This window comes from Ochrobactrum quorumnocens (genome assembly GCF_002278035.1).
In the GTDB taxonomy this organism is placed as follows: Bacteria; Pseudomonadota; Alphaproteobacteria; order Rhizobiales; family Rhizobiaceae; genus Brucella; species Brucella quorumnocens.
In genome coordinates, this window is record NZ_CP022605.1 from 893,414 (window position 1) to 911,704 (window position 18,291).

Here is an 18,291-nt window from a genome sequence, read left to right on the forward strand (position 1 = left end):
AAGAACGAGGCGATTTGATGGATGATAGTGTTTACCGACCGATATCCGAACGCGTATTGGCAGATGATTGGGGACGGCTAACCGAATATGAGTATGAACTTCGGCTGAGGGATGGAAGCTGGCAGCGGCAGACTCGCGAGGCATATGACCGTGGTAATGGCGCGGCATGCCTTTTGTACAATCCGGCAAGTGACAACGTCCTGCTTACCCGCCAGTTCCGGTTGCCCGTACTTTTGAACGGCGGTTTAGAATCGCTGATTGAAGCGCCTGCAGGACTGCTGGAGGGCGCTGATCCAGCAGAGCGAATGCGTGCGGAACTGATGGAGGAAACCGGATATAAGGTTTTCGAACTAACTCATCTGTACGATGTATATATGAGCCCCGGATCGGTCACAGAATATCTGGCGTTCTTCTATGGCGAATATGCCGAGAGCGATAAAGTGGGGGCAGGCGGTGGGTCGGTTGCCGAAGGCGAAGACATAGATGTGCTCGAAGTTACGCTGTCCAAGGCAATGCAGATGATCAGTTGCGGCGATATTCGCGACGCCAAGACGATTATTCTGCTTCAACATCTCACCATTCGGCTTTTGCAGGAAAAATACACGACGCTGGAATTCTGAAGAATCTGAGGATTGATCCAGATCGCAATGTTTTTGTTAATGAACGAGGGGCCGCGTGGTCATAAGTTCGCCTGTTAATTGGGACTAAGTCTCCCAGACCACGAATATCCGCAAAGTTGATCTTTAACTTGGGTATTTTAGAGATACATTGCGACAGACGGCTGATTGTTATCCGGAATTCACCCAGCTGGTTAATTTGGCTTGGGATTTGCCATAGGCGCCGGCTGTATTTAGCCAAAACCTTTGCTTTTATGTTTGTAAGCCTCGTCATGATGTGCGTTGCCTGATACGTGGCACCTTTCCTGGGAAGTGTCCAAATCGTGCACACGGTCTTGGGTGCTAATAAAACAACTCCAGCTTTATATGGGCGATGTATTATCAGTGATGTGTTCCGCTTAGGCATTGTCCCGCTTCGGAATTGGCGCTTCTCTCACCCTTTAGACATTGCCCTGTGATCAGCGCCTGCAATTGTTTGTTCCCCTATTTCGATATTCGTTTTAGCTGTTTCTTGCCGCCAACGGAAATTACTTCCGGCGTTATATCCGCCCATGGGGAGAGACCGCGCGGGCAGACTTTTACGCTCGCGGTACTCTCAAAATCGCTGCCTTCACCTTTCAAGACGTATCTCACAACCAGGACGTCAATGGCGAACCTTTGATTGTTTATGCCCCAGATAGCACGGGGCTGCCTTAACGTGTTAGTCCACTCGTCGAGACTGACCAAAATTCGAGATTGAGCATGCCCGTCACATATGAGACCAGAGGAATGCCGGACATGTAGTCGTCTTAAGGGATGATTTTGTAATGGCGATAAATGACTTGATAGGCGAATACGGCTCCACAGCAATCGCACCATAGATTTTTCGGTCTCCGTTGACCTCGCGCGAGTGGGAGGGGGAACTGCCGACGTTTCTTTGCTAGCAGTTCACCTTGGAGAACCCATCGATGGTCTATCACAGACTTCTGAGCTGGTGGTTTAACCGGAATGATTGCTGCAGTGCTCGATATTACTTACGCGCTGCGCTCTGCCTGGTCGGAGAACTGAACCTTGCGCGAAACAATTAAAGGTGGAGAGAAGTTTCGCGCGCGGGACATTGTTTTAAAAGCAAGCCTGAGATGCCGAGATTTGGTAGTTGATGGATGCTGAATGCTGAATGCAAACAAGGATTGTCGGCTGCCAAATCCTGATGCGGTTAAATCCCCGCCACCACTAGGCCCTCACTCTGATCACCTTCCTTTTTCCGTTCAGGGACTCTAGCGGTTGGTGGGAGAGCGTAGAAGACGGTAAAACAGGCCGTTCATTCCGTATTGGGAACGATAATGAGGTAATCAGGCGCGGTTGGGCGGAAAGGCCCTATCTTTAGTTAAGAATGCAATAACATAGGCGAGTAATAGTAACGCCAAAACCGACCAAGAAAGCCAGCCGGTGCCTAAGTGTTCGAGCAAAAGGCCACCCATGATGCCGCCGCCAGCTATCGCCAAGTTCCAGACTGTCACGATCATAGACTGAGCAACGTCCGAAGATCGGCCAGAGATATTCGTGGCTGCAGTCTGAAACAGAGTGGCGGCACCTCCAAAAGCCAATCCCCAAACACCAGCTGCCAGCCAGAATAGTTCCGACACCGCGCCAGCGACCCCAAGAATTAACGCGGCCACTGCGAAAAGCAGAATGCTTGCTAGTACGAGTTCGCGCAGCCTTCGACCAATTAGATATCCAACGATACCGATCCCTGCAATTGCCGCTAACCCGAACAAAAGCAGGACGAAATCGAGTTTCTGAGCTAACCCTGCGGGAACCACGAGCGGCGCGATGTAAGTATAAAGGATATTATGCGCCAGGACAAAGAGCAGGGTTACCATTAAAACCGGCTTAAATCCTGCAATTGCCAGTGTGCCCTTGATAGAGGCCCGCTTAGTGACTGTCATGCCAGGATAATCAGGCACTTTCCGCCATACCCAGATGATCAGAACCAAGGTTAATACCGTCATCACCGCAAAAGCACTTCGCCAGCCGATTGTCGCCCCTAGCAGCGTTCCTGCGGGAATACCCATCGATAGGGCTAACGGTGTGCCGACCATCGCAATCGCAATAGCGCGTCCTTTGAGCTCATCCGATACCATTCGTGCCGCATAGCCGGCGATCATCGCCCAAAGCAGACCTGCGCAGATGCCGGCGCAAAAGCGCGCCAATAACATGACGCTGAAGCTTCCCGTGATTGCTGTTATCGTGTTGACCACTGCAAATCCCCCAATTGTGTAAAGGAGGAGCGGTTTGCGCCGAAAATGCTGTGTAGCGGCCGTGAGCGGAATGGCCGCCGCCAGCGAACCTGCAGCATATACGGTAATGAGCTGACCAATAGCAGCGGGGCTAACACCTAGCTCCGCCTGCATCTGCGGGAGAAGTCCCGCCGGTAAGGCCTCAGTTAAGATGGTGATGAAACCAGCCATGGCAAGAGCAAGCAAGGCTGCCGTGGGCAATGGCGTGGAATCGTGCCTTTCGACCACTTTGCGATTATCCAGAATCGAACAGGACATGATGTTCAACCTGCCAGTCCGAGTTTGGGCAAAACCAGATCGCCGACATTGTATGTGTGGAACTCGCTCGTAGAGACAGCGTCAAGCTTGCGGAACTTCTCAACGAAAACCGGATCGGAGAAGAACTCGTCGACGTTTCCTGCACCCTGAATTGCCTCGATGTTAACCACGGTCAGTCCATCCGTGCTTTTGGCAAGGTTGCTCCAAAGAAATCCCGCTTTTCTCTCAGCTACGTAGTGAACGACATCCTGAATAATCTGGAACGCTTCGTCCTGCTTGCCGGGATGAACGTGAATGACATTGACGATAAACGTGGTTGGCATCGGTGAGGTAACAAATCCGGCGGCCAATTTTTTATCCATTTTATATTCCTCTCATGAAAAACGGCATCATTTGCCGAGCACACTGGATATCGGTTGCGTAATACGCGATAAACAATCGTGTATTCCAATGAGAGCGGAATAGTTTTCCTTAATCGGGGGCATATGGATAAGTTTGGTACGCTAGGTATCTTTGTTCAAGCGGCTGAAGGCGGCAGCTTTGTAGCCGCCGCCCATCGTTTAGGTCTCTCCAGTTCCGCAGTTGGCAAAGCAATTGCGCGTCTTGAACGAGAGATGGGCGTGCGCCTTTTCCATCGCTCGACCCGCAGTATGACCCTGACGGAGGAAGGCAGCTTCTTTTTGGATACTTGCCGACGCATTCTGTCTGAGCTGGACGCAGCACAAGCGCAGCTTTCAAGATCCCACACCACTCCCCACGGCCTGTTGAGAGTAAGCTTTCCTTTGACGGGAATGCTGTTGATGCCAGCTATATCGGCCTTCATGACGGCATATCCCGAAATCAGGCTGGACCTCGATTTTACAGATCGTTTAGTTGACGTAATCGAAGAAGGTTTCGATGCCGTTGTCCGTACGGGCGAGGTGCGAGATACGCGGCTGATGAGTCGAAAGCTTGGCACGTTTCAACATCGAATAGTCGCTTCGGCAGCCTACCTCGAAAAGGCTGGTGTTCCGCAAGTCCCCGAAGACCTGCTGCGTCATCGTTGTATGCATCACAGATATGCCAATTCGGGAAAATTGGAGCCGTGGCCGTTGGCGAGGGAAGGCAAAGATCTGCGCATCGTTCTTCCGACGACGACGATAGCAAGTACCCTTGAACCGCTCGTTAACCTTGCTGAGAATGGCTTTGGCATAACTTGCTTGCCACATTTCGCAGTGGCTCAACAGATAGCGGAACGCAAGTTAGTCCCGGTACTTAATGATTATACAGCAGAAGCGGGCATATTCCGTGTCCTTTGGCCCACAAGCCGTTATTTATCGCCGAAGATCCGCGTTTTCGTGGACTTTATGGCTGCAAATTTGTTTAACTTCGAAAACACGTCGGTACCGGCCACCGCGATGGCTAAGGACGCTGCAAAAGCTCGCCGGCCCCGTTGACGGCGGATTGGGTCGCATACCACCTCACATCGCCCTATAGTTTCACTAACGCCAACAGGTGCAGACCAATTCAGCCCTCACGTGTCAAAGGGGCGCTACTGCTTTGGTTTCTTCACTAGATGTTTGGTCCTAGCATTCTAGAGCATTTCCTGTTTAAGATGAATCGTTAGCGCCTATCTATTTGTTTTTACGCATGTCTTTATTCAAAAACAGGTTCCCACTTTTGGGAGACATGCTCGAGGCTGTCAATTTCAGCTCTCCGCCTCGACTTTCTCACTATCTGTGTTGATCAAACTATGCGACTAGCGTTTAGATTGGATCCAATCATCATTGGATAGTCGACTGACGGAGAGTTATCTGAAGCAAGCCAAAGCATGAATTGCATTAGAAAAGAATGAAACTTTCTCCGCGAAACTATTGAAGCTAGAACAGGACATAATTGCTGTCGTCAATTAGTATCTCAATGAGCGGTGGCAAAATAATTCCGCAGTCACTCTTAGTCTTTTCAGAGCAGGAACGCGGAAGCAGAAATAACGGAACCATTGCAATGCAACACTCGATGCGAAAATATCTTCTACCAAGAAATGCTATGAACTAATGCTTATGGGTCTAGAAAATTATAAATCCCGTATAGTCTAATTTCTCTTCGTTCGACTAAAGTATGATGTGTCAGGGAATGTCACTATCTGTAGTTGACATTGCGGAGAAAGTCACTCATTCGGATCACATTGCTTCGAGTGTAGTATCGTTGGCCAGACAACAATTGATCGGCTTCTAGCCAACCCTGCAATCGAGTTTTGGGAATTCAATCGAATCTTCGTGATCAGTATATTTAGCTGTTACGAACGATCTACCGACATGACGAGGGCCATGTTTGGTTGAATTGGGGATGTGACTGAAATGCAATTACAATTGGGCACGACGCTTTTAAGTGCAACTGTCATCATTTTGGCTGCAACCGTAGTATCGGTCCAGGGTCAAGATGCAGCAACATCGGAGAAGTCTGCAGTCCAATCAAAACGATTTGATGATTGGTATTATCGTTGCGCCGAAGTCAAGGCCGCAGACGGTAAAGCTCTGTCACAATGTGAAGTGGCACAGATTGCTCAGGTCAAACAGGGCGAGGAGAACGTCAATGTTCTCACATTGGCCATTGCAAAGGCTGCGCCCGAAGCTGGCAAGAAGCCTTCCGGCAATGAGCTGTTATTGACCGCGCTTGTGCCGCTGAATGTTGTACTGCCAATCGGGCTTGGGTTGGCTGCTGATGGCAAAGATGTCGTTACGATCCCTTACCGCAATTGTAATCAAGCTGGATGCTGGGCGCAGCAAAAGCTCGATCAGAAAATGCTCGCTGCTTTGCAAAAAGGGTCTGCAGGAGAAGCCCGTCTGCGCCTGATGAACGGTCAGAACATCAATCTGAAGTTTTCATTGAAGGGGCTCACCAAGGCTCTCGCAGAATTGCAAAAACCAACTAAAGCCTGACGGATAAGATTATGATGTATTCTGTTCGTTTGGGCGGCCAGCTTTGGCTTGGGCTTTGCGTGGCGCTGCTTGCTTCAACAGCTTCTGGTTTTGCCCAGCAGCCACCCAATCTGTTGCCGAATGCAGCGGCATCTCCTGCCGATGATTTCATGCGCCGTCAAGCAGAGCAGGATTCGGAGCAGCGATTACGTGCGTTGGGTGATGCAACTCCCCGTGAAATGACGCCAGCCAAACCCGAGCAAACGGGACCTTTGAGCAAAGCAGCACAAGGACCGTGTTTCGCAATCACCCGTGTCGAGGTTGAAGGCGTCACTCTGCTTTCAACGTCAGCGCTTGCGCCCACATTGGCTTCTTATCAGAACAAGTGTATCGGGCTTGCTGACATCAATGTTCTGTTGAAAGACATCACCAGTCTTTACATGGATGCAGGCTATATCACGTCGCGTGTCTACGTGCCGGAGCAGGATATTGCAAAGACCAAGGTCTTGCGCCTTGTGGCGGCTGAAGGTTCACTTTCTGATATTTACCTGAATGGTAAACCTGCAGTCTATCCGGGATTGATCGCAACAGCCTTTCCGGGTTTGAAGGGTAAACCCGTTAATATCCGCGACGTTGAGCAAGGCCTCGATCAGGTCAATCGATTGTCTTCTAACAACGCCAAGACGTCAATGTTGCCGGGCAAAGAACCTGGAGCGTCTATTCTCAATGTCGAGAATAAGCCGGGTCTGCCGTGGCATTTCTCGGTGGCCAACAACAATCTTGGTCAGAAATCGACCGGTTATTCGCGGTCTTCAGTTTCATTCCGCATGGATAATCTGTTCAATCTAAATGACTTGGTGTCGCTCACCTATGAACACACCGGACCTGATTATCCATGGCCCAATGATGGTGTTGGACAAAGCAACAGCATTTCGGGCTCGATCAGTGTACCTTACGGATATTGGAGCTTCACGCTCAATGGTTCCTACTACAAATATCGTAGCTTGGTTCCGGGGAATTTTGGCGATATCGACACGTCGGGCGATTCTGGTCAGCTTGGTTTCAATGTCGACCGCGTTATTCTGCGCGATCAAAATTCGATTACAACGCTCAATGCAGGTATTGCCTATAAGGAAACCAACAATTTCCTGATGGGTAACTTGATCGAAGTTGGAAGTCGGAAATATTCGGTCGCAAACTTAGGCATTTCCCATTCGCGTCGCATGCTGGGTGGGCTCTGGGTCTTTGACTTAAGCTATAATCAGGGACTTGGCGTGTTTGGCGCGACGAAACGCGGTGATCCCGGTGCGGGCGACGCAGAGCCGGAATTCTCCAAATTCACAGGCACGATAAACGTCACCAAACCTTTCCAGCTGGCAAACCAGAACTTCCAGTTCTCAACACTGATCAACGGACAGTATTCCCCAGACAATCTTTATGGTGCGGAACAGATTTCATTGGGCGGCTATTCCAATGTGCGCGGAACCCGCGACAGCATTCTGTTCGGCAATAGTGGGCTGTTCACCCGCAATGAGCTCGTCTGGCGCACGTTGCCGTGGAAGGACAGTGAGCTCCTGACCAAACGGCTCGGCGAATTGCGGCCCTATGCGGCCATCGATTACGGCCACGTGTTCGCACAAGACCGCTTCGGTATTGAGGGCGGCGACGTTTCTGGCTGGACAGTCGGCACCCGCCTGGCAGGCGGCAATATCGCTGCCGATATCGGCTACTCACGTATCATCAAGAGCACGGCCGAGACCAACGGCAAGGATTTATTTTTTGTCAGCACATCGCTGCAATTTTGAAAGTGGCAACCCAAATGACTTCATACTGCATTACGTCTTCGACCAAAAAACCGACCGCGCTTAAAGCGAGTGCGGTGAGATTGCTGTCGTTAACCATTCTACTTGGCGGTATGGCGCATGGCGCATACGCACAAGACGGCAAAGGCGACAAGCCTTCCACACTGCCCGGCGGAGCGTCATCTTTGACGGAAACCTTCGAGGATTGGACCGTCTCCTGTGCAGCTGCGAACGGTAAAACCCAATGCGTCGTATCGCAAACTCAGGCACAACAACAAAATGGCCAGCGGGTACTGGATATCCGATTGAGCCCTTTGCCGCAGGATAATGCCTATCAAGGCAATCTCACACTACCATTTGGTTTGGAATTTTCTCGTGGCGTGACGATGCAGCTGGATGATGGCCAAATAGGCAAACCATACAATTTCAAAACGTGTTTTCCGGCTGGTTGCATTGTTCCAATCAGCTTTGACAAAACCACTCTCGATGCGACCCGCAAGGGGAAAGCTCTAAAGCTTGCTGCGGTTTCTATCGATAATCAGAACATCCCCTTCACTGTTTCTCTTAAAGGTTTTGGCGCGGCTGTTGATCGTGCGAGCACGTTGGTTAACGGGAAATAGACAAATGATAACTTTCGTATCTCATCCAGTTTTCGTTTTGAAAGCCCTGACTATCACTGCTCTTTGTTTCCTAGTGGTTGCTTGTCAGACGACTGATCCTCGTCTTGCTGAGGCATTGCGCGGTACACACGTAGCCGAAGTTCGTGTCGAAGCGACCCCGGATGTTGGAACAGGCCTACCGATGATCAATGGCAAGACGCCAGAGCAACAGGTGGCGATCGTGGTTTCCGCACTGCAGAAAGTCGCAGTGCGCGACCTTAAAGGTCACCCAGGCGGAGCCACTCCGGCGCGTCTTGTCATCACGCTGCAGCGGGCAAACCTGGCATCGGAGCAGGGACGCGTTTTGATGGGCAGCGACAGCACAATTACTGGGACTGTGCGCCTGGAAGACATCAAAACGGGGCGCCTGATCGCACAAAACCCGCGTATTACAGGAGAGAACCGCGGTGTGAAAGGATATGGGCTCAGCGGTATGGCGATCGCTATGGCAGCAAACGCTGTGATGACGAAGAGCCAAGAATATCTGGCGGAAAAGCTTGCCGCCGACTTTACAAAGAATGCAAAGAGATGGCTTGCCCCGAAGTAACTGATCTCGGGTAGGCCGGAGCGCGATCCGGCCGCCTATCGCTGTTCAGGATACATTCTGCATCCAGTTTGAAACGATCTCATTAAATTCCAGACTATTTCAGGATCGGCCATGAAGAATTTTGCATACCGTCATTATTTCTCGCGTGTAACCGGTTTCTCCAAGGGAACCAAGCGGACACATCGCTGGTTTGATCCTGCCGCATTTGCCCGCAAATGTGTTGCCAGCCTACTTAGCGGGCTTCTGGTGTTCCAGCCTGTATTATTGCAAGCGCAGCAGCTAACACCTGATGTGAACGCGCCAATCGGTAATCAACCGGGTGTCGGGGTCGCACCTAACGGCGTGCCGCTTGTCGATATTGTGACACCCAACGGACAAGGTTTGTCGCATAATAAATATGGAGACTTCAACGTCGGCAATCCGGGCCTGATCCTTAACAATCACAATAGCGAGCTCGGAACCTCGAAACTCGGCGGTGTGACGCCCGGCAATGCCAATCTGAAGAATAGTGGACCTGCAAGCGTTATTCTCAACGAGGTGACGAGCGGCAATCGCTCGGCTCTGCAGGGCGCAACCGAAGTGTTCGGCGGACGGGCCGATGTCATTATCGCCAATCCCAACGGCATCACATGTGATGGCTGCGGCTTCATCAATACACCGCGTGCGGCGCTGACCACAGGCACACCGGATATTGATGGTACGGGTCATCTGACAGGTTTCACGGTTCAGGGCGGCGATGTCACCTTTGGATCTAAGGGGGCCAATTTTGCTTCCGGTGACGGTGCGGTCGATCTGTTCGACATTGTCTCGCGTCGCGTCCAGATTGACGGGCCTGTCAATGGCAAGCATTTGCGCCTTTCTGCAGGTCGACAAAAGTTCGACTACGCTACGGGTGAAGCCACAGCACTGGATGGTGCCGACGATGCGGGCGAATTCGCCATCGACGGCTCGGCACTGGGTGCCATGCAGGCTGACCGCATCAAGATCGTTGTGACCGACAAGGGCGCTGGCGTGCGCATGCGCAATGATATGGCAGCCAATGCGGGCGAGCTCACGCTTTCTGCCGATGGCAAGATATCGCTTGGCAATGCGTCCGGTCGTGACGGCGTTTCCGTACAATCGAAAAGCAGGCAGGTCGAAGCCAAGAAGATCACCTCGAAGAAGAAGGTGGTCGTCAAGGCAGCCAAAGGCATCACAGTTGAAGCGGTTTCCGCCGACGAGGACGTTATCCTCAGTACGGATACAGGCCTCCTGTCGATTGCTGGTGATGCAGCGTCTCTTGGAAATATCGAGCTGACTTCGTCCGGTGCGATTGTGACTGGCAATGTCGCCGCCGGAAAGAACGCAAGCCTGCAGGCAGGGCAAGGTATCACGGCTGGCCAGATCATAGCGGACGGTGCGGTAAATTTGGCTGCAACATCTGGCAACATCGCGCTCTCTGGAACCGCGAAAGCAGGTGGCAGCGCGCTGACTGTGACGGCAACATCGGGCTCAATCAGTGCTGCCTCTCTCGTCAGTTTCAACAATATGGCGCTCACCGCCGGGGCCGACATTGCCACCGGTGATATTCTCTCTGGCGGTACGCTCATCGCATCTGCCCGTTCCGTGAACGCTGCAAATGTCGTCTCGGGCGTTGATTTTGCTGCAACCGATGCAGCCAATGGCGCGATAAAACTTAAAACCTCAGGCGATATGCGCATTGAAGCGACCGGCGCCATCGATGTTGCTTCGCTGCTTTCTGCCGGAAACCTCAATATTAATGGTACCGCACTTGCTGCAAGAAACGTCACCAGCCATGGCGTCACCAAGATCGCTGGCGATACGAATGTCTCAGGTCAGATTCTTGGTGGCGGTAATGTTGATATTGCTGGCGCAAATATCAAGGCGGGAGGAATTCTTTCGGGCGTCGATTTTGCGGCCAGTCAATCAGCGCTAAACGGCCCGATTATTCTCAGCAACTCCGGCAATGTGACACTTGCCGCTGTAGCCGGATTGATTGACGTTGGAACAATTTTGTCGGCTGGTAATGTTCTCGCTGATGCGGCTACCTTTAAATCCGGCAACGTCACCAGCCATGGTGAGACCAATATCTCCGGCACGACGGCTATCAGCGGTCAACTGCTATCGGGTTCTGATATCACCATCAAGGGGGCTTCTATCGATCTCGGCACGGCTGTTGCCGGTGTTGATCTCAATGCACTGGCAAACGGCAATGTTGTTCTTGCCAATACGTCTCATGCGCTCAATCTGACGGCGACGGCAGGCAATCTGACAGCACAGCGCCTTCTGTCATCCGGTGCAGCGTTCGCCTCTGCAACGGATAATCTATCCGCAAATGCGCTTGCGCATGGTGATCTCGACCTCACTGCTGGCGGCACACTTAGACTTTCCGGTCAGTCGCTGGTTGGCGGCAATGCCACGCTCAATGCAGCTGCGCTCAATCTTGGAACTCTCGTTTCCGGCGTCGACTTTGCTGCGACGGAACAGTCAAGCGGTTCGCTCATCCTCAAAACGGGAGCGCCCGGAACCGGAATAATGGTTCTCAATGCCTCCAACGGTTCCATCACTGCTGATCAGTTGTTGAGCGGCGGAGACCTGAAGGCAAAGGCGCAACAGGATATTACCTATAACAGTCTGCAGAGTTTCGGGTCTGCCGATCTGAATTCGCTCTCAGGCACAATCAGCCTCGACAAGAATACCGTTGTAAAAGGCGACATTGCACTCACCCTTCAGAGCCTTGATCTCAGCAATGATCGTTCAAAGCTTGCCACGGCTGGAACATTGATCGTCAATGCAGCATCGGCCAATCTTGCCAATTCCACACTGACATTTGGCGGTTTGACGCTGAACCTCAGTGGTATAGCCGATGCTTCAAATGCAAAAATCCGTGCCGTAACGACTGATGGCGGTTCAGGCAATATAGCAATTACGGCTCAGACCATCACGACGACCACAGCAACCGCCATTCTTGCGGCCAATGATCTGACGCTGACGCTCGCATCCCTCACCAATCCGGGTCAGCTTGCAGCCAACAACAATCTGACCTTCAATATCGCAGGCAACTTCACCAATACCTCGACCGGCCTCGTTTATGCGGGACAGGATGGCCATCTTTATGTGGCGGGTGATCTTTTAAACGATCAGGGTGCAATCCTGGTTGGGCAAGACTTGATCATTGCCGCAAATTCCAGTGGTGGCCGCAATCAGTCGATCACCAATGTCTCCGGCCTGATCAAAGCCGAGCGTGATGCAACAATTACCACGGCCAATCTGACAAACAAGCGCAGTTCGGTTCCGACCTGGTCCACTGTTGTCGTGAGTAACGACGCTATTGCGAAGTTTGAGCTTAATCCTGAAACCTGGGGTAAGCCGCTTGGCCATATTTTTGCAAATTCGGCCACCAATGCACCGCTTAATCTTTATCCTGGTGAAGACTATGCCGAGCTTGCCTGGATGGCGCAGCTTTATGGCGTGATCACCTTTTCCGATGGCACGTCCTATCGCACGCAAAGCCTTCAGTCCTATGACGAGAATACGCCCTGGAATTGGGGTAAGAGCCTGGACAGCGTTGCTGAAATGCGGAGCTGGCTACTGTCGCGTTATCCGGGTGACGGAAAAGGCAACATTCTTCTGACGCCGGACCTGCAGAGTAAATCGGTCATCATTGTTAACAAGAGCGATCCGTTTGCCTGGACCTTCACCTGGGATGAAGGCACTCAGATGCGGCAGTCGATTGTAGAGCAGCAGTTCGACAGCAACCTTTCGCCCGAAGCGCTCATCCAGACTGGCCGCAATCTCAATATCGATGCGACGATCCTTAACAATGCTTACAGCTCGATTGAAGCGGGTGGAAATGCAAAACTAACCGGATCAGTTCTCAATAACGAAGGTGTCGCGCTCTATCGCACTGTGACTTCGACGTGTGAAGCGACAGGCGGCTGCGAAGCCTATGACGCCAATGGCAATCGAGACGGTGTCAACGATCTCGACAAAGGCAATTCTCGTGTTACCGGCCAAAGCATTGTTGGCGGCGCGTTCGGAAACATCAAGGCGGCTGGCAATATGGACGTCAGTGGCTTTGCCACTGTCAACAACACATCCGCTGAAGGCTCGATTGCTGGCGGCGCACAGCTTTCAACGGCGCCTGCTACGGATGATCCGACCACCATACTCAATGGAATGACTGCAGGTGGCGCACTTTATACGCCAAATGCGGCGCTTAATGGTTTGTCGGCCAATGGGACACCGCTTGTCGGTGATGATCTGATTGCAGCTCTTGGTAATTCTGCACCAAAGCCTAATTCGGGCGGGTTTGGCGGCACAATTCCAGGCCAGCTATTCCTTTACGAGACCCGCGCTGAATTCCTCGACGTGGGCAAGTTCTATGGCTCGGGTTATTTTATCAACCGCATCGGTTATAAGCCTGATCGGGAAATCCCGTTTCTGGGAGATGCCTATTTTGAGAACCAGCTGATCGATCAGCAACTGCGCCAACTCGTCAATCAGGGGCTTGGCAAAGGTTCATTTATACCAGGAAGTGATGCCATCGAGCAGATGAAGACGCTGCTTGATCGGGGTGTCGACTTTGCCAATGCCCATGGTCTGACGATCGGTGAGAAGCTCTCGCCCGAACTCATTGCCAATCTGACCGAGACGATGGTCTGGTATGAGAAGAAGACGGTGAACGGCATCGAGGTGCTGGTTCCAACAGTCTACATCGCCAATGTCGATAAGGCGAACCTGACGGTTGCTGGCGCAATCATCTCAGGTGACACGATTGATATGAATGTCGGTGATGTCAGCAATTCTGGCATTATCCAGGCTAAAACCGACTTAAAGCTTGATGCGACCAACATCACCGCTATGGGTGGCAGCTTTACGGCCGGAAACAACGTGTCGCTGTCGGCCTCGCAAAATCTGACGATTAGTGCAGCCGAGATGCAGATCGGCAATGAGACTTTCGTCAAATCCGGCAGTGGTGTTGAGGCCGGCGGCAATGCGAGCCTTGCAGCTGGTAATGACCTGAGCCTGCGCGGTGCAGAGGTCAAGGCAGGCAATGATGTCGATCTTACCGGGCAAACTGTAACGCTCGACACGGCAAAAGCGACCAATAATGGTTCCGACAATGCCATCGGCACCACTGTTCAATCGGGCAAAGACACAACGATCACCGCCAAACAGGATGTGAACGTTATTGGTTCCAATGTCGCAGCAGGTGGCAACCTTGGCATTCAAGCAGAAGAAGGCTCCGTCAATGTTGTCGCGGCAGGCGTTGAGAAGAAGGTCAATGGCGTTGCGGGCACCCGCATGTCGCAGACCGATTCCACCTTTGCACAAACATCCAACCTGTCGTCTGGTGGTGACACGTCCATCAAAGCGGGCGACGATATTCTGATATCAGGTTCAAAGGTGAAGGCAGGCGGTGACGCCAGCCTCGAAGCCAAGGACGATATCAACATCACGGTTGCCCAACAGCGCACCGAAACAATCGGCTCGGAAGTCAAGCAGGGCTCCGAAACTCATATTGGCTCGGAAATCAGTTCTGGCGGCTCGGTCAGTGTTGCAGCCGGCGACAAGGCGGATGCAGACAATTCCCATGATCTCAATATTATTGGCTCGAAAATTGATGCCAAGGGCAAGGTTGATCTCAGCGCTACCGACAATGTCACCATCGCAGAAGCGCGAGATACAGGCTATTCGCAGCTTGATACGAGTTCAAAGGGCATATTCAGCAAGAAGGAAAGCCATAGCCGTACTGAAACCGAAACGGCGGTTGGATCATCGATCAGCGGTGGTGACGGTGTCGATATCAGCTCCGGCAAAGATACGACCATATCTGCCTCGAACATTCAGGCAGGAACAGCCGATAACAAGGCTGATCTGAATATCGATGCAGGGGGCGATCTGATTATTGCGTCCGGCAAAGACACCGTTGAAACGGATGCTTCCAAATCGAAGTCAGGCCTTTTGTCGAAGAAGAGCGACAAGAGCCACGTTTACGATGAAACGACGGTTGCATCCGAACTTGGCGCATCTGGCAATGTGAACCTCAATGCTGGCGACAATGTCGTGATTGCAGGCTCCAAGGTCACGGCTGGTGACGATATCGCCATCGAAGGTGATAGCGTCTCGATCATCGGTGCGCAGGAACAGCACGATGCCTCGTCGTCGTCCAAGAAATCCGGGCTTGGTGCAGGTTCCGGCGACGGCTTCTATTCGGTCTGGGGCAAAGAAGAAAAGAGCAGCAAAGAAAACATCGTTGCAAATGTCGGTTCTCAGCTTTCGGCCGGAAATGATGTTTCCATCAAAGCCCGCGAGACTGATGTCAATATTATCGGCTCCCATGTGCAAGCCGGCAATGACATTGTGCTGGAAGCCGGACGAGACGTTAACATTCTGCCCGGTGCGGAAAGCTATGCATCCGAAGACAAGGAAAAGCGCTCTGGCTTTGGTGTTCAACTGAGTTCCGGCAACGGTTCAGCCTCGATCGGCATTGGATTTGGTTCAGCAAAGACAGAAGCCAGCGAAGGCGCAGAAACCAATGCGGTTTCAAGCCTGAGTGCAGGCCGGGATGTGATCATCACGGCGGGCCGTGATGCCAATCTTCAGGCGGCTCAGGTTGTTGCTGGATCCACTGTCGACATTCTCGCTGAACGAGACGTCAATCTGCTCTCGGCGCAAGACAAGACCAATTATGAATTCATGCATCAGGAACTGTTTGTCGGTGTTACCGCAACAGTCTCATCGCAGGCAGCAGCAGCCGTCGGCAATGCCTACGAAGCTGGAAAAAGGGTGGGTGAAGGTAGTACAGCCAATTCCATCGCGATGGCGACTATCGCTGGGATTAACGGCAAGTACGTCTATGATACGCTCGTAGATGGACAGCCATTCAAACCGGGCCTTTTGCAGAACGGCCCGCTCCTGAGCACATCGCTCAGTGTGGGCTTCCAGTATTCGAAGAACAGTGCCGAGGGATCGACATCGACACCTGTGCCGACCACGATCAGTGCGGGCGATACAGTCATCATCGAGGCAGGCCGCGATATCAATGCGGTCGGTGCGCAGGTCAGCGCGGGTTATGATCAGTACGGGCTTCTGACAGGCGGGAGTGGTGATATTGCGCTGATTGCTGGCAATGACATCAATCTGGAAAGTGCCAAAGCAACCACTGAAAACTCCAACAAGAATGTCTCTGGCGGAGCTTCTTTTGATCTTCTGACCAATGGCGTCAGTTTCAACTACGGTCAGGGGAAAGGTAACGATACCACCGTCACCAATATCAATACGCATGTGACAGGCAGCGGAACTGTCTATGTCAACTCCGGCAATGACACAAACCTGCGGGGTGCGACGGTTTCCGGTGAGACCGTGATTGCTGATATTGGCGGCGATCTGAACATTGAAAGTCAGCTTGATACCGCGACAGCCAAGGCCAATCAGGTCAATGTCAGCGGTGGTGTTGGAACGAACGCTCAAGGCAACATGACCGGCGGCATCTCCGGCTCTTACCAGACAGCCAAGGGTGATGCGGCAATCGTCTCCGAACAATCCGGCATTCATGCAGGCGAAGGTGGCTTCGACATAAAGGTCGACGGCAACACCAAGCTGACCGGTGGTCTGATCACGAGCGAGGCCGATCCTGAAAACAATCGCCTTGAGACTGGAACGCTCGAGTTCGAAGATCTCGACACGCATTCCAAATGGAAAGCCGACACCTATGGCGGTGGCTTCGGCGCAAGTGGTCCGCTCGTCTCGCCGCCGATCAAGGAAGGCGAAAGCGAAACTGGAAAGGCGCTTTCAGCAATCTCTCCAGGCGAGATCATCATTACTGATCCCAACAATCAGCAGCAGAACATTGATGATCTGCGGCGCGATACGACAGATACTAACACGTCGTTGCCCGGAATTCCTGATCTTCAGAAACTCCTCAGTGAGCAGCTGAAGACGCAGCAACTTTACGACGATGCGGCTGCCAAAGCGGCCAAGATGATCGGAGACTATGCTTCAGACCGATTTGCTGAGGCATATAAGAACAAAAACACTGAAGAGATGGAATTCTGGAAGGAAGGCGGAACCGGGCCGGCCATCCTTCACGCCATCGCGGGCGGACTCCTGGGTGGCGTTACCGACTTCAATGGAATGCTCTCCGGCATGCTCGGCGGTGCGTCATCAGCCTATCTTGCACCGAAGATCAAGGAACTGGTTGCAGAATTTGTTAAAGAAGCTGGCGTCACCGGTTCGGCTGCCGACTTCATGACCAACTCTATCACAGGGTCTATCCTACAAGGTTTGGGTGGTATCGCCGGCGGAACCGGTGCCTCGTACGCAGGGAATGCCTTTCAATACAATTATCTAACACACGAACAACGCGCCAAGGAGATTGAAGAGCTCAAAGCGTGTAACGGTGACCAAAACTGTCTTCAAACTGTAGCTAGGGCTTATCATGAGCTGAATGTCAGTCAGGAAAATGAACTAATTGCATGTAAAACAAAGGAGTGTGTGGACGCAATTGTTGCCAGTCTTGCAGATTCTGCTGAAACGCTAGCAGACGATTATCAGCAACTGCTAAAACTATCTCGAGAGGCTGCTGAAAGTGCGCTCACTTTTCAGCAAATGGACATAGTTACTGGACAAACAGACTTAACCCGAGATATTGCGTACGCGTATTTCACCGCCGCATTCTGCGAAGCTAACCCTGGCGACAATTGTAAGCGCACTGGAGGATTACTCTATGCGTCAAATCAGTCCCTAGTAGAAGCAGCCTACGGGGCTCTGGCTGGCTCGAGGCCGAGAGGAACGATAAAGCAGGATGAAATAAATCTTAATGAAACGGCACCGGCAACGTCAAAAGCTACCGCGGCTGACGTGGAAAACTATTTTCAGCAGAACAGGCAGTATTGGTCGAGTGATCCAATAGTAATAAACGGAAATAAGGTCTACCAGCGTAATGACCTAATAGATCCGAAATATGTTGATCCTAAAACAGGAAAGACAAATCTCGAATTGATGCAGTCTGGCCGAGCACCTATCGGGCCCGACGGGAACCCAATTAATTTGCATCATATGACTCAGTCTCAATCGGGACCGATTGCCGAACTGACACAAACTTTTCACCAGAAGAATTCTGGTACAATACATGTCAATACATGGGACATCCCATCTGGTATAAATCGTGCTGAATTTGCGAAATGGCGGCGCGAATATTGGATAAACAGAGTAAATGATTTCTAGG

Annotated in this window: 9 protein-coding genes; 7 read left to right on the forward strand and 2 right to left on the reverse strand. The window is 51.9% G+C overall.

From position 1 onward, the window contains the following. Window positions 1-17 precede the first annotated feature (17 nt). Window positions 18-620: an NUDIX domain-containing protein gene (locus CES85_RS26455; RefSeq protein ID WP_095448722.1), complete on the forward strand. Its 603-nt coding sequence runs from the start codon at window positions 18-20 to the stop codon at window positions 618-620. Window positions 621-1,948: 1,328 nt separating this feature from the next. On the opposite strand, the gene CES85_RS26460 is transcribed toward CES85_RS26455, so the two are convergent. After that, window positions 1,949-3,154, reverse strand: coding sequence for an MFS transporter (locus CES85_RS26460; RefSeq protein ID WP_095448723.1), 1,206 nt, complete (start codon window positions 3,152-3,154; stop codon window positions 1,949-1,951). A gap of 5 nt (window positions 3,155-3,159) precedes the next feature. Next, window positions 3,160-3,516 carry an antibiotic biosynthesis monooxygenase gene (locus tag CES85_RS26465; RefSeq protein WP_095448724.1) on the reverse strand — a complete coding sequence of 119 codons (357 nt, stop codon included), beginning with the start codon at window positions 3,514-3,516 and terminating at the stop codon, window positions 3,160-3,162. Between the two features lie 123 nt (window positions 3,517-3,639). Here CES85_RS26465 and CES85_RS26470 point away from each other — a divergent pair, with 123 nt between their 5' ends. The 6 genes from CES85_RS26470 to CES85_RS26495 all read left to right on the forward strand — a co-directional run bounded on the left by CES85_RS26470 (window position 3,640) and on the right by CES85_RS26495 (window position 18,290). Continuing rightward, a complete protein-coding gene (locus CES85_RS26470; protein ID WP_095448725.1) occupies window positions 3,640-4,590 on the forward strand; it encodes a LysR family transcriptional regulator in 951 nt (316 codons plus the stop codon). 900 nt (window positions 4,591-5,490) lie between these two features. Beyond that, window positions 5,491-6,072 (forward strand): invasion associated locus B family protein, encoded by a 582-nt coding sequence (locus CES85_RS26475; RefSeq protein ID WP_095448726.1) that lies wholly within the window; start codon window positions 5,491-5,493, stop codon window positions 6,070-6,072. An 11-nt stretch (window positions 6,073-6,083) separates the two neighbouring features. Next, on the forward strand, window positions 6,084-7,856 hold the full coding sequence (locus CES85_RS26480; protein WP_244923349.1) for a ShlB/FhaC/HecB family hemolysin secretion/activation protein: 1,773 nt from the start codon (window positions 6,084-6,086) through the stop codon (window positions 7,854-7,856). Between the two features lie 2 nt (window positions 7,857-7,858). Continuing rightward, window positions 7,859-8,473 (forward strand): invasion associated locus B family protein, encoded by a 615-nt coding sequence (locus CES85_RS26485; RefSeq protein ID WP_157743537.1) that lies wholly within the window; start codon window positions 7,859-7,861, stop codon window positions 8,471-8,473. A 4-nt stretch (window positions 8,474-8,477) separates the two neighbouring features. Further along, the gene (locus CES85_RS26490; protein WP_095448729.1) at window positions 8,478-9,059 is read left to right on the forward strand and encodes a hypothetical protein; all 582 of its coding nucleotides are present in this window, start codon (window positions 8,478-8,480) and stop codon (window positions 9,057-9,059) included. 111 nt (window positions 9,060-9,170) lie between these two features. Further along, window positions 9,171-18,290: a hemagglutinin repeat-containing protein gene (locus CES85_RS26495; RefSeq protein WP_095448730.1), complete on the forward strand. Its 9,120-nt coding sequence runs from the start codon at window positions 9,171-9,173 to the stop codon at window positions 18,288-18,290. The last annotated feature ends 1 nt before the right edge of the window (window position 18,291 follow it).